Raw genomic sequence first — 12398 nt, forward strand, 5'->3', positions numbered from 1 at the left:
GTGAAATCGCAAATCAATCGCAAATCGACCGCCTCAGTGCGGTCAGTCACGGTAAGGGAGAGTACGCGCCACGGGGCGCTCCAGGTCCTCGTTTTTTACGAGAACTCAACGGCGCCGGGCAATGGGATCAAACGATCTATAACCATACGCACCCTCCCCCGCTTTAGGCAAACCGGATCCCCTACACCGGCCCCACCTGCGGTGATGCCTCCGGCTCGCGCCGCATCTCCCCCCGTTCACCCATCGCCGCGGTCTGCGTGTCCGCCGCCGGCGAGGCCGAAGGAGGCGGCGGGGTCGGCTCCTGTTCGGACGGCGTGGGCGGCGGCGGCTCGGGCGTCACCGGCGGCTCGGGCTCCTCGGGCGGGCGGGTCGCCGACGGCGTGTCCTGGGGCGCCGACGGCACACCGGGACGCGGCTTGGGCCGCGCGCCGCCCTTCCCGGGCGGTTTGCCGCTCTTCGAGGGGGCGGCCGATGCCCCGGGCGACGAGCCGGGGCTCGCCGACGCGTCCCCGGCGTCCTTGCGGTCCTTGCCGCGGTCCTTGCCGTCCTTGCCGTCACGGCCCCCCGTCGCGCGTTCGCCCGTACGGCCGTGTCCGGTCCCGTTCGCCGCCGTACCGCCTTCCGCCGCCTCCGCCACCACCCCCTGCCGGGCTGTCGAACGGGACGGCGCCGGCTTGCCCCCCTCGTCGCTCACGCTCATGCAGCCTGCCGACGCCGCCACCGCGAGTGCGGCAGCGGCCAGTCGGACAGGGGCCAATCGGACAGGCTGGGGCAACTGGCGCACGGACGGCACCTCCGGGGCACGGCGAGCGGGATTTCACTGCCCAACTCCCTTTTCGCCGCAAGGGACACGCGTTGCCCCCAAGGCGGCACGCACCGCCCGCCCGGCTACCGCAGCAGCCCCTCCGCAAGATCCATCCCCAGAAAGACCGCACCGAGCCCGACCAGCAACGACGCCAGCGCATTCGCCACCGCGAGGAACTTCCAGCCGCGCTCGGCCAGTCGCAGCGTCTCGTAGGAGAACGTCGAGTACGTCGAAAGGGCCCCGCACAGCCCGGTCCCGAGCAGCGCGTACGTCCCCGAGGACACCAGAGCCCCCGTCAGCAGCCCGAGCACCAGGCTGGCGACGGCATTGACCACAAATGTCCCCCACGGGAACACCGAATCGTGCCGCACCTGCACCGCACGGTCCGTCAGATACCGCAGCGGCGCCCCGACCGCGGCCCCCACCGCCACCAGCAACCAGGTCATCGCGCCGTCGCCCCCACCGCCACCAGCACCCACGTCATCGCGCCGCCGCCCCCGCCCGCGCCACGACCGCCCGCGTCACCACCGCCGCCGCCCACACCGCACCCAGCGCCCCCGCGAACGTCCCCGCCGCGTACGCCATCGCGGTGACCGCCTCCCGCTCCTCCAGCAGCCGCGCCACATCGGCGACGTACGTCGAGAAGGTCGTGAAGCCGCCCAGCACGCCGACCCCGAGGAACGGCCGGACCAGCGGATGCCCCCGGCCGTGCTCGCTCAGCAGCACCATGAGTACGCCGATGAGCGCGCAGCCCACGACATTGACGCCGAACGTCGTCCACACGCTCCCCGGCCAGAGCACCGAAGCCCCGTACCTGGCCAGGCCTCCCAGCGCGCCGCCCGCCGAGACCGCCCCGAGCACGTGCCACTTGGCGTGTCCGGCGGTCTCGGCGCGGTCGGCCGGTACATGCAGGTCGACGTCGGGATCGATCGGCTCGGGCGCCCTCGCGCTCATCCGTAACCCAGCGCGTGCAGCCGCTCGTCGTCGATGCCGAAGTGGTGCGCGACCTCGTGGACGACGGTGATCTCGGTCTCCACGACGACGTCCTCCCTGGACTCGCACATCCGCAGCGTCGGCCACCGGTAGATGGTGATCCGGTCCGGCAGCACGCCCGCGTACCACTCACCACGGTCGGTCAGCGGTGTCCCCTCGTAGAGCCCGAGCAGCTCGGGATCGTCCGCCGGAGGCTCGTCCTCCACAAAGACCGCGACGTTGTCCATCAGTCGCGTCAGTTCCGGCGGGATCCTGTCCAGCGCTTCCGAGACAAGTTCCTCGAACTCCTCACGCGTCATCTCCAGCACCCGGCCATTGTCACCGAATTCCGGCCGCGCGGCGGGGCGCCTGTCCCGGCGGGCAGGCATGGGCACCCGCCCTCCTGGGCATACGGGCCCAATGGCCCGCGACCGCATCCGTGCCACTGTCACCCGGCTCCAGCGTCACTACCGCTCCCAACGCACCGCCCCCACCAGCACCCTCGTCCACACCCCGCACCCGTACACCCGGGCGCTGGGCCTCACCGCCGTGGTCCTCCTCGGCGCGTGGCTCGGCCTGCTGATCGTGGGCAGCGTCCGTACGCCGGTCGGCCCGATGGACACGAGCATGACGCTGCGCCCGTCCCTGTCCGGCGGCACGAAGATCAACGTTTCCCCGCTCGGCGCGCTCGAACTCGACACCCACGTCGCCCCCATCCGCCTCGACGTGGACGTCGACCAGCTCGACCCGGCCCGCTCCCAGGCCCTCGTCGAGCACCCCGAGCGCCTCTCCGGCCTCCAGAGCGAGGTCACGAGCGACGTCACCGACGGCACCACCGGCCTGGCCCTGCGCTCCTGCGTCGCCGTCGTCTCCGGCGCGACCGCCCTCGGCCTCGCGGTCTACCGCCGCCCGCGCCGGGCCCTGGCGGCGGGCGGCCTGGCGCTGGCCCTGCTGGCGGCGTCGGGCATCAGCGCGTACGCCACCTGGAACCCCAAATCGGTCCTGGAGCCGAAGTTCTCCGGACTGCTCTCCTCGGCGCCCTCGGTGGTCGGCAACGCGCGCTCGATCGTCACCGAATTCGACGTCTACCAAAAGGAGTTGGCGCGGCTGGTCACCAATGTCACGAAGCTGTACGACGCCACGTCGACGCTCCCCACCTACCGCCCGGACCCGGCCACGATGCGCGTCCTGCACGTCTCCGACATCCACCTCAACCCGGCGTCGTGGCACATCATCGGCTCGCTCGTCGAGCAGTACGACATCGACGTGATCATCGATTCCGGCGACACGATGGACCACGGCGGCGCCGCCGAGAACAGCTTCCTCGACCCGATCCCCGACCTCGGCGCCCCGTACGTCTGGGTCCGCGGCAACCACGACTCGGCCGCCACGCAGCGCTACCTCGAAGAACTCGACGGCGTACACGTCCTCGACGACGGCAGGGCGGTGACGGTCGCGGGCCTGCGGGTGGCCGGCATGGGCGACCCGCAGTTCACCCCTGACCGCTCGGTCGCGGCCCAGGGCGACCCGGCCGAACGCATGGCGGGCATCCGCCTCGCCTCCGCCCTGCGCGACCAGAAGCGCGCCGGCACGCCGGTCGACATCGCGGTCGTGCACAACCCGGTGGCGGCCCACGAGACGGACGGCGAGGTGCCGCTCGCACTGGCGGGGCACATCCACAACCGCAGGAACGAGCTCCTCCCCCGGGGCACCCGCCTCAAGATCGAGGGTTCGACGGGCGGTGGAGGCCTGCGCGCGCTGGAGAGCGACGAGCCGGAGAAGGTACGTACGTCCGTGCTCTATCTGGACCGCAGGACCAAGCGGCTCCAGGCCTGGGACGAGATCACACTCGGCGGCCTGGGCCTGACAACGGCCGAGGTCAGCCGCCATCTGGCAGAGCCGGACACCCCCGGAACGTCCCCCTCCCCGAGCTCACCCGCGACGCCCCCGTAAACCGTTTTGGCGAACGGTCCCGGCATCCCATATGCTTCTCACGTCCCCGACGCGCTGCAAAGCGCCCAGGTCGGGCTCTAGCCCTCATCGTCTAGTGGCCCAGGACGCCGCCCTTTCAAGGCGGTAGCACGGGTTCGAATCCCGTTGGGGGCACGCACAACCGTGTGCGAGACTTGTTCTCGCACCACGCTTGGTCCTGTGGAGCAGTTTGGAGTGCTCGCCACCCTGTCAAGGTGGAGGCCGCGGGTTCAAATCCCGTCAGGACCGCTGCGCCTCGCAAGAGGCGCGTGGCTGGGTAGCTCAGTTGGTACGAGCGATCGCCTGAAAAGCGATAGGTCGCCGGTTCGACCCCGGCCCCAGCCACCACACCGAAGACCCCGTCCCACCAGACGGGGTCTTTCGCGTTACCCGCACCCCCAACCCCCCACCAACCGGCTCGCCACCCGGTCAAGGTGGAGGCCGCGCCCGCGGCGCAGCCGCAATCGGGTACAGCAAATCCCGTCAGGACCGCTGCGCCTCGCAAGAGGCGCGTGGCTGGGTAGCTCAGTTGGTACGAGCGATCGCCTGGCTGTGTCCGACAGCGGCTGCGCCGCGGGCGACAGGTCGCCGGTTCGACCCCGGCCCCAGCCACCACACCGAAGACCCCGTCCCACCGGACGGGGTCTTTCGCGTTACCCCTCCCGCCCCTCCGCCGCCTCCCGGCGTGTCCGGCGCCAGGTGCGCAGGGACAGGGCCAGGGCTACCAGGGTCACTACGCCGGTCAGCAGTACCGCGTCCGGGACCGCCTCGCCGAGGCCGCTGACCCATTCCTCCACCGCGAACGAGTCGTCCGCGTCCAGCAGTCCGGGCAGGGCCGTCGTTCCGTCGAATGCGAGGAAGAGCGTGCCCAGCGCAACGAAGAAGAGCCCGGACAGCAGCGAGGTGGTGTGCAGTTCGAAGCGGCCGAGCCGGAACGCCCGCCCTCGCAGCCACTGCCGGTTACCCAGTTCGAAGCGCTCCCACAGCAGTGCAAGCAGGAACAGTGGTACGGCCATGCCCAACGCGTAGACGGCCAGCAGCAGTCCGCCGTACACCGGGGTGCCGCTGACCGCAGCCACCGTGAGGACGCTGCCGAGGATCGGGCCCGCACAGAAGCCCGCCAGGCCGTAGACCGCGCCCAGTGCGTACACCGAAACCGCCGTCGTGGGCCGGATACGGCCGGACAGGGCGGCGATACGGCGCGACGCGAAGCCCATGCCGAGGATCTGCGCGAGGCCCAGCGCGATGATCAGCCAGCCGCCGGCGAGGACCAGCTGGTCGCGGTGCCCGTAGAAGAGCCGCCCGGCGTACGAGCCGGCCGCGCCCAGCGGCACGAGGGTGGTCGCCAGTCCGGCGTAGAAGATCCCGGTCCTGGCCATGAGGCGTGACGTCGAGTCGATCGAGTACGCGAAGAAGGCCGGGAGCAGGAGTGCGCTGCACGGGCTGAGCAGGGCGAGGAGGCCGCCGAGGAAGGCGGCGAGGTAGCCGATGTCGGAGCTCACTTCGCTGCCTTCTCCGTCTTGGCCGACCTCTCTGCCTGCTCCGCCTTCGCTGCCTTCGCCGCCGTCTCGATCGCCTCGGTGAAGGTCGCTGCGGGCTGGGCGCCGGCGATCGGCCTGCCGTTGACGAGGAAGGACGGTGTGGAGGTGGCACCCAGCTCGTACGCCTCCTCCTGGTCCTTCAGCACGGCCTGCGCGGCGGCTTCACTGCCGGCGTCGCGTGTGAAACGGGTGATGTCCTTCACACCGGCCTGCTCGGCGAGCGCCTTGAGCCGGTCGTCCCCGAAGCCCTTCTCCTTCGCGCCGTCGGCGTACGCCGCCGCGTGGAACTGCCAGAAGCGGCCCTGCTGCCCGGCCGCCCAGGAGCCTCGGGCGGCCGCCTCGGAGTCCTTGCCGAAGATGGGGAAGTTGCGCCACTCGATGCGGAGGGTCCCGGCGTCGACGTACTTCTTCACGAGGGCGGGCTCGGTGTCGCGGGCGAACTTCCCGCAATAGCCGCACCTGAAGTCGGCGTACTCGATGAGCACGACAGGCGCGTCGGCCCGGCCCAGGGCGAGGGGGTCCTTGGCCTCGCGCCGGGCGAGCTTCGCGAGCTCGGCGTAGACGCCGGTCTGCGGGTCGGCCGAGACGTCGGCGGCGGGGGTTGCCGGGGCCTGCGCCGGCTTGGTGGAGGTGTACGAGACGACACCGAGGAGGATCGCGGCGGCTGCGACGCCCGCGGCTATGGCGACGGACTTGGAGCGGGTACGGGAGGAGGAGGTCATGGGTTTTCGGTACTCCTGGAGGAAATGCGGGGCGGCGTGAAAGTGGGGGCGTGGGGCGCGGCGAATCGAGGCGCGGTCGCTTGCCGGGGCCGGGGGCGGGGCCTCATTTCCCCACCCCTTCCCCAAGCTCTCAACTTCGTTCGAGCAGGGGAGACCCCACTCTTCCCGGCTGTGACATTTGCGGCTCCGCCGCGTGAGGGGGGCAAGCCCCCGGACGCCCGGACGCCCTACGGCTGAAATGCCGAGGACCGGGGTCTGGGGCGGAGCCCCCACGCGGCGGCAGCCGCAAAATGTCACAGCGGGAAGGGGCGGGGTGGGGAAAGAAGTCCGCCGCAGGGCCGCCCGCCCTAAACGCGTAGGACCGACAGGCCTATCGGCGTCGGCGGGTCGCGCGGCGGCGGGCGGCGGTCGACCGCGGGCTGCGGGACCAGGGCGTCGGCGCCCCAGGAGCCGTTCCCGGCCCTGGCGTCGTACAGGGCGGGCAGCAGCTCGTACGCCGCCCCACTCCGCGGCGGCGCAGCCGGCACGCTCCCCACGCCGTCCCCGTGCTTCTCACGGCAGCCGGGCTCCCGATCCTCGCCGGAGACGGGGACGGAGACAGCAACGGGGACGGGGACGGGGACAGAGACGGAAGCGACCACCTCGGTCGCACCCGGCGCTTCGCCCGCAGGCGCAGGCGCAGGCGCACCCCCAGCCACCGCAAACAGCAACGGGAGCAGCAGCAGCCCGAGCAGCACACCCAGCACCCCACCACGCCACCCGAACCCGCGGCTGACCTGCTGCATAGCTCAAGGTCTCCCGTCCGGGCGCATCGCCGCATCGTGTCCCCAGAAGCGTAAAGGGAAATGGGTTCGCCACTCGCAACCGCCGGGTGAGATCCTGAACCAGGTATGTCTACTTCCTTCGCCGACCTCCAGACCGCACTCGGAGGGCTGCCGCTCCGCGACGCCCACCGGCTCGGCCGCCGTCTCGACGGCGCCCGTCGCATCCGCAAGCCCGAGGCCCGGCAGGCCGTGCTGGACGATATCGCCGCCGAGGCGGAGAAGTCCGCCGCCCGCCTGGCACAGCGGGCTGCCCGAATGCCCGGGATCACGTATCCCGAGGCGCTGCCCGTCAGCCAGCGCAAGGACGACATCGCCGAGGCGATACGCGACCACCAGGTCGTGATCGTCGCGGGCGAGACCGGCTCCGGCAAGACCACCCAGATCCCCAAGATCTGTATGGAGCTGGGCCGTGGCGTGAAGGGCATGATCGGCCACACCCAGCCCCGCCGCATCGCCGCCCGCACCGTCGCCGAACGCATCGCGGACGAGCTGAAGACCCCGCTCGGCGAGGCGGTCGGCTGGAAGGTCCGGTTCACCGACCAGGTCAACCCGGACGCGACCTTCGTGAAGCTGATGACGGACGGCATCCTGCTGGCCGAGATCCAGACGGACCGCGACCTCCGCGCGTACGACACGATCATCATCGACGAGGCCCACGAGCGGTCCCTCAACATCGACTTCCTGCTGGGCTACCTCGCCCAGCTCCTCCCGAAGCGCCCGGACCTCAAGGTCGTGATCACCTCCGCGACCATCGACCCCGAGCGCTTCTCCCGTCACTTCGGCGACGCCCCGATCGTCGAGGTCAGCGGCCGTACGTACCCGGTCGAGGTCCGCTACCGCCCGCTGCTCGAAGAGGACAGCGACGACGTCGACCGCGACCAGATCACCGCGATCGCCGACGCCGTCGACGAGCTCCAGTCCGAGGGCCCGGGCGACATCCTGGTCTTCCTCTCCGGCGAGCGCGAGATCCGCGACACCGCGGACGCGCTGAACAAGAAGAACCTCAGACACACCGAGGTCCTCCCCCTCTACGCCCGCCTCTCGCACGCCGAGCAGCACCGCGTCTTCCAGCGGCACACGGGCCGCCGCATCGTCCTCGCCACGAACGTCGCCGAGACATCCCTCACCGTCCCCGGCATCAAGTACGTGATCGACCCGGGCACCGCCCGTATCTCCCGCTACAGCCACCGCACCAAGGTCCAGCGCCTGCCGATCGAGCGGATCAGCCAGGCCAGCGCCAACCAGCGCAAGGGCCGTTGCGGCCGTACGTCCGACGGCATCTGCATCCGGCTGTACGACGAGGACGACTTCATCACGCGCCCCGAGTTCACGGACGCCGAGATCCTGCGTACGAATCTCGCGTCCGTCATCCTCCAGATGACGGCGGCCGGTCTCGGCGACATCGAGAAGTTCCCCTTCATCGACCCGCCGGACCACCGCAACATCCGCGACGGCGTCCAGCTTCTCCAGGAGCTGGGGGCGTTGGACCCCAACGAAAAGGACCCGAAGAAGCGCCTCACCGAGCAGGGCCGCAAGCTCGCCCAGCTCCCCGTCGACCCGCGCCTGGCCCGCATGGTGCTGGAGGCCGACAAGAACGGCTGCGTGCGCGAAGTCATGGTCATCGCGGCTGCGCTGTCGATCCAGGATCCGCGCGAGCGTCCGTCCGACAAACAGCAGCAGGCGGACCAGCAACACGCCCGCTTCAAGGACGAGACGTCCGACTTCCTGGCCTTCCTCAACCTCTGGCGGTACGTCCGCGAGCAGCAGAAGGAGCGCGGCTCCTCCGGCTTCCGCCGGATGTGCAAGCAGGAGTACCTCAACTTCCTGCGCATTCGCGAATGGCAGGACATCTACACCCAGCTGCGCTCCGTCGCGAAGCAGATGGGCATCCACGTCAACGAGGCTGTGTCCGATCAGGGAGCTCCGCTCCCGGGCGCGCCGGAGCAGTCCGTGCACACGTCCCTCCTCGCCGGCCTGTTGTCCCACATCGGTCTCAAGGACACGGACAAGAACGAGTACCTCGGCGCCCGCAGCGCCAAGTTCGCGATCTTCCCCGGCTCGGCGCTCTTCAAGAAGCAGCCCCGCTTCATCATGTCCGCCGAGCTCGTCGAGACGTCCCGCCTGTGGGCGAGGGTCAACGCGAAGGTCGAGCCGGAGTGGATCGAGCCGCTCGCCCAGCACCTCCTCAAGCGCACGTACAGCGAGCCGCACTGGGAGAAGGACCAGGCCGCTGTCATGGCGTACGAGAGGGTCACGCTGTACGGCGTCCCGATCGTCGCCCAGCGCAAGGTCAATTACGGCCGGATCGACCCCGAGACGAGCCGCGACCTCTTCATCCGCAACGCCCTGGTCGAGGGCGACTGGCGTACGCACCACAAGTTCTACGCGGACAACCGCAAGCTGCTCACCGAGGTCGAGGAGCTGGAGCACCGCGCCCGCCGCCGCGACATCCTTGTGGACGACGAGACGCTCTTCGACTTCTACGACCGGCGCATCCCCGAACACATCGTGTCCGGCGCGCACTTCGACTCGTGGTGGAAGCACAAGAAGCGCGAGGAGCCCGAACTCCTCGACTTCGAGCGCGAGATGCTCATCAACGAGAAGGCCGACGCGGTCACCAAGGACGACTACCCGGACTCCTGGCGCCAGGGGAAGCTCAAGTTCCGTGTGTCGTACCAGTTCGAGCCGGGCGCGGACGCGGACGGCGTGACCGTCCACATCCCGCTCCAAGTGCTCAACCAGGTCACCTCCGAGGGCTTCGACTGGCAGATCCCCGGCCTGCGCGAGGAAGTGGTCACCGAGCTGATCCGCTCCCTCCCGAAGCCGATCCGCCGTCATTACGTGCCTGCGCCGAACTACGCGGCGAAGTTCCTCGATCGCGCCGTCCCGCTGCAGGAACCGCTGCCGCTCACGCTCGCCCGTGAGCTGAAGCGGATGGTCGGCGTGCCGGTCGAGGCGGACGACTTCGACCTGTCCCGCGTCCCGGACCACCTGAAGATCACGTTCCGGATCGTCGACGAGCGCCGCAAGAAGCTCGCCGAGGACAAGGACCTGGAAGCGCTCCGGCTGAAGCTGCGCCCCAAGGCCCGTCAGGCCCTCTCCAAGGCAGCCGCGGCGACGGCGGGCCCCACGGGCGAGTCCATCGAACGTACGGGCCTCACGGACTGGACCATCGGCTCGCTCAGCCGCGTCTTCGAGACGCGCAGGGCGGGCCAGCCGGTCAAGGCGTACCCGGCCCTCGTGGACCAGGGCGCGAGTGTCGCCGTACGGCTCTTCGACACCGAGGCCGAGCAGCAGCAGGCGATGTGGCAGGGCACCCGCAGGCTGATCCTGCTCAACATCCCGGTGAACCCCGCCAAGTTCGCCTCGGACAAGCTCAGCAACCAGCACAAGCTGGCCCTGTCCCGCAATCCGCACGGTTCGATCCAGGCCCTCTTCGACGACTGCGCGACCGCGGCCGCGGACAAGCTGATCGCGGACCACGGGGGTCCGGCCTGGGACGAGGAATCGTTCCGGAAGCTGTACGACAAGGTCCGCGCCGACCTCGTGGACGCGACCGTACGGACGGTGAACCAGGTCCAGCAGATCCTCGCCGCCTGGCAGGCCTGCGAGCGCCGCCTGAAGGCCGCCTCCAGTCCGGCGCTGCTGGCCAACCTCACCGACGTACGCAACCAGCTGGCAGCCCTCGTACCGGCCGGCTTCGTCACGAGGACCGGGCTGCGCAGGCTGCCCGACCTGATGCGCTATCTCGTGGCCGTGGACCGCAGGCTCCAGCAGATGCCGACGGCCGTCCAGCGCGACACGACGCGCATGGAGAAGGTCCACGAGATGCAGGACGAGTACGCCTGGCTGCTGGAGCAGCTGCCGCAGGGCAGGCCCGTCCCGCAGGAGGTCCTGGACATCCGCTGGATGATCGAGGAGCTGCGGGTGAGCTACTTCGCGCATGCGCTGGGGACCGCCCAGCCGGTCTCCGACAAGCGGATCGTGAAGGCGATCGACGCGGCGGCGCCGTAACTCCTCCGTCGCCTTGAGTGAGTTCGACCGGACCCTCTGACCTGCTGTACAGTCTGTCTTCGCAACGCCGCGCAAAACGGCAGAGCGAATCAAGGTCCTGTGGAGCAGTTTGGAGTGCTCGCCACCCTGTCAAGGTGGAGGCCGCGGGTTCAAATCCCGTCAGGACCGCATAGAATCGATGGCCCGCATCCCCACCGGATGCGGGCCATCGCCTTTGCGTCCCGAAGCTGCCCCTGAGGCCACGCCCGCGGCCGGAGGCCGCAATCGGATGCAGCAAATCCCGTCAGGACCGCAGTGAATGAAGTACGGAAGGCCCGGATCCGCAAGGATCCGGGCCTTCTTGCGTCTTGACTGCGGCATCTGCCGCCGGTAACCAGGCATCAGGGCAACCGGGGGTGGGGCCCGCACCTGGAGGTGACGCATGGCGGCATCAACGGCCAGGCACGAGACGCGAGCACTGCTGCGCGCCCATCTGGCGGCCGCGTCCGGCTATCGCCACGTCACACGTCACTGTCCGATCTGCCACCGGCTCCTGAGGCTCGCCATGGAGCCCGAGAGGCCGAAGCCGCCGAAGACTCTCAGGGCGGCCGAGACACCCGCACCGGCCGACGGCGAAGAGAATTAGCAAGCACCGCACCGTGTGACGGGAGTCACCTCACGAGTTTTCAGAACCGGTGGACTTACACCCTCCCTACAACCGCTCAATTTAATATGTGCAATTGCACCCCCTCACAAGGGGCATTCCGAGGCCGGGAGGGGGTCGCGGGCAAGCCGCCCAAAAGGCGGCGCACAGCAGGTCAGAGCGGTCGCCGGGTCGCGTCGGGACACGCCGGGCCGCCGGGACGCAGGCACAAAAAAGATCGCGCTGGACCCGGCGGAGTCCAGCGCGATCAACGACGCATCCGTCTAGCTTGAATGTGGCGCCTGTTGGGGCAGGCGCCTGTCGTGTGGTGCTCAGGTGGGCGATCCGAGTTGGGGGACCCGGAGAATGCCCGGCAATGCAGGGTTATGCGGTTGTTCAGGCCTCGCTGCGCTGCTGCGGGATCCCCGCAAGCAGTGCGCGGACCTCTGCCTCGCGGTAACGCCGGTGTCCACCAAGAGTGCGGATGGACGTGAGCTTGCCAGCCTTGGCCCAGCGCGTAACCGTCTTCGGGTCCACGCGGAACATCGTGGCAACCTCAGCCGGGGTCAGCAGCGGCTCGGCGTCGGGGGTGCGAGCGGTCATGAGCGGCCTCCTCGGGAGAACCGAACCATCACGGTTCTTTCCTCTAAATTCTGCACCTTGACCCGCGTTGCCCGAAATGGCGGACGCGGGCCGAGTCGGTTATAGGACGAACGGCTTGTCCTCGGCACTACAACTACACCATCCGTCCAGCCACGTCGGCCAAACCGATGGAATTGCCCTCCCAGGTGTTCATCAGCGACGAAGCCGATGGACCATGCCATAGCGGACAGTCACGTCACAGTGACGATCAGTCACAGAGCGATCAGGAGCCACCAGACCCCCCATAGCGTGCAATGCTGAGCATTCCGCCCATAGTTGGACGGA

11 protein-coding genes and 5 tRNA genes are annotated in these 12398 nt (G+C 69.6%); 8 read left to right on the forward strand and 8 right to left on the reverse strand.

Annotation, left to right across the window (positions count from 1 at the left end; translation table 11 throughout):
- Window positions 1-181: 181 nt before the first annotated feature.
- The 4 genes from PXH83_RS13530 to PXH83_RS13545 form a co-directional block, all read right to left on the reverse strand.
- A complete protein-coding gene (locus PXH83_RS13530; protein ID WP_274560251.1) occupies window positions 182-757 on the reverse strand; it encodes a hypothetical protein in 576 nt (191 codons plus the stop codon).
- A gap of 131 nt (window positions 758-888) precedes the next feature.
- Window positions 889-1251, reverse strand: coding sequence for a fluoride efflux transporter FluC (locus PXH83_RS13535; RefSeq protein ID WP_274560253.1), 363 nt, complete (start codon window positions 1249-1251; stop codon window positions 889-891).
- 34 nt (window positions 1252-1285) lie between these two features.
- Window positions 1286-1759 (reverse strand): fluoride efflux transporter FluC, encoded by a 474-nt coding sequence (locus PXH83_RS13540; RefSeq protein WP_274560255.1) that lies wholly within the window; start codon window positions 1757-1759, stop codon window positions 1286-1288.
- A complete protein-coding gene (locus PXH83_RS13545; RefSeq protein WP_274562814.1) occupies window positions 1756-2106 on the reverse strand; it encodes a metallopeptidase family protein in 351 nt (116 codons plus the stop codon). Before PXH83_RS13545 ends, PXH83_RS13540 begins: the two co-directional genes overlap by 4 nt.
- Window positions 2107-2197: 91 nt before the next feature.
- On the opposite strand from PXH83_RS13545, the gene PXH83_RS13550 reads away from it, so the two are divergent.
- From PXH83_RS13550 to PXH83_RS13570, 5 genes are all read left to right on the forward strand, one after another.
- Window positions 2198-3730, forward strand: coding sequence for a metallophosphoesterase family protein (locus PXH83_RS13550; RefSeq protein ID WP_274560258.1), 1533 nt, complete (start codon window positions 2198-2200; stop codon window positions 3728-3730).
- 80 nt (window positions 3731-3810) lie between these two features.
- Window positions 3811-3883 (forward strand) — tRNA-Glu (locus PXH83_RS13555).
- A gap of 39 nt (window positions 3884-3922) precedes the next feature.
- Window positions 3923-3997, forward strand: a tRNA-Asp gene (locus PXH83_RS13560).
- Between the two features lie 22 nt (window positions 3998-4019).
- Window positions 4020-4096 (forward strand) — tRNA-Phe (locus PXH83_RS13565).
- A 166-nt stretch (window positions 4097-4262) separates the two neighbouring features.
- Window positions 4263-4363 (forward strand) — tRNA-OTHER (locus PXH83_RS13570).
- A 38-nt stretch (window positions 4364-4401) separates the two neighbouring features.
- Here the strand turns inward: PXH83_RS13570 and PXH83_RS13575 are convergent.
- The 3 genes from PXH83_RS13575 to PXH83_RS13585 all read right to left on the reverse strand — a co-directional run bounded on the left by PXH83_RS13575 (window position 4402) and on the right by PXH83_RS13585 (window position 6796).
- A complete protein-coding gene (locus tag PXH83_RS13575) occupies window positions 4402-5250 on the reverse strand; it encodes a cytochrome c biogenesis CcdA family protein (RefSeq protein WP_274560260.1) in 849 nt (282 codons plus the stop codon).
- Entirely contained in the window at window positions 5247-6011 is a 765-nt protein-coding gene (locus PXH83_RS13580) for a DsbA family protein (protein WP_274560263.1), read from the reverse strand. The genes PXH83_RS13575 and PXH83_RS13580 overlap by 4 nt, the downstream gene beginning before the upstream one ends.
- A 347-nt stretch (window positions 6012-6358) precedes the next feature.
- Window positions 6359-6796, reverse strand: a complete 438-nt coding sequence (locus tag PXH83_RS13585; RefSeq protein ID WP_274560265.1) for a hypothetical protein — start codon at window positions 6794-6796, stop codon at window positions 6359-6361.
- Window positions 6797-6901: 105 nt separating this feature from the next.
- On the opposite strand from PXH83_RS13585, the gene hrpA reads away from it, so the two are divergent.
- The 3 genes from hrpA (at window position 6902) to PXH83_RS13600 (ending at window position 11474) form a co-directional block, all read left to right on the forward strand.
- Window positions 6902-10849: an ATP-dependent RNA helicase HrpA gene (gene hrpA, locus PXH83_RS13590; RefSeq protein ID WP_274560266.1), complete on the forward strand. Its 3948-nt coding sequence runs from the start codon at window positions 6902-6904 to the stop codon at window positions 10847-10849.
- A 93-nt stretch (window positions 10850-10942) separates the two neighbouring features.
- Window positions 10943-11017 (forward strand) — tRNA-Asp (locus PXH83_RS13595).
- 253 nt (window positions 11018-11270) lie between these two features.
- Complete coding sequence (locus tag PXH83_RS13600; protein ID WP_274560267.1) at window positions 11271-11474, forward strand: DUF6274 family protein; 204 nt, start codon at window positions 11271-11273, stop codon at window positions 11472-11474.
- Window positions 11475-11867: 393 nt separating this feature from the next.
- On the opposite strand, the gene bldC is transcribed toward PXH83_RS13600, so the two are convergent.
- Window positions 11868-12074 (reverse strand): developmental transcriptional regulator BldC, encoded by a 207-nt coding sequence (gene bldC, locus PXH83_RS13605; RefSeq protein ID WP_003949541.1) that lies wholly within the window; start codon window positions 12072-12074, stop codon window positions 11868-11870.
- Window positions 12075-12398 lie beyond the last annotated feature (324 nt).

This window comes from Streptomyces spiramyceticus (assembly GCF_028807635.1).
GTDB lineage: Bacteria > Actinomycetota > Actinomycetes > Streptomycetales > Streptomycetaceae > Streptomyces > Streptomyces spiramyceticus.

Excerpts from the sequence above, each read along its gene's own strand:
- PXH83_RS13535 (WP_274560253.1), bottom strand. The coding sequence starts at position 1,251 with ATGACCTGGTTGCTGGTGGCGGTGGGGGCCGCGGTCGGGGCGCCGCTG.
- PXH83_RS13540 (WP_274560255.1), bottom strand. The coding sequence starts at position 1,759 with ATGAGCGCGAGGGCGCCCGAGCCGATCGATCCCGACGTCGACCTGCAT.
- PXH83_RS13550 (WP_274560258.1), top strand. The coding sequence starts at position 2,198 with ATGGCCCGCGACCGCATCCGTGCCACTGTCACCCGGCTCCAGCGTCAC.
- PXH83_RS13580 (WP_274560263.1), bottom strand. The coding sequence starts at position 6,011 with ATGACCTCCTCCTCCCGTACCCGCTCCAAGTCCGTCGCCATAGCCGCG.
- PXH83_RS13585 (WP_274560265.1), bottom strand. The coding sequence starts at position 6,796 with ATGCAGCAGGTCAGCCGCGGGTTCGGGTGGCGTGGTGGGGTGCTGGGT.
- hrpA (WP_274560266.1), top strand. The coding sequence starts at position 6,902 with ATGTCTACTTCCTTCGCCGACCTCCAGACCGCACTCGGAGGGCTGCCG.
- PXH83_RS13600 (WP_274560267.1), top strand. The coding sequence starts at position 11,271 with ATGGCGGCATCAACGGCCAGGCACGAGACGCGAGCACTGCTGCGCGCC.
- bldC (WP_003949541.1), bottom strand. The coding sequence starts at position 12,074 with ATGACCGCTCGCACCCCCGACGCCGAGCCGCTGCTGACCCCGGCTGAG.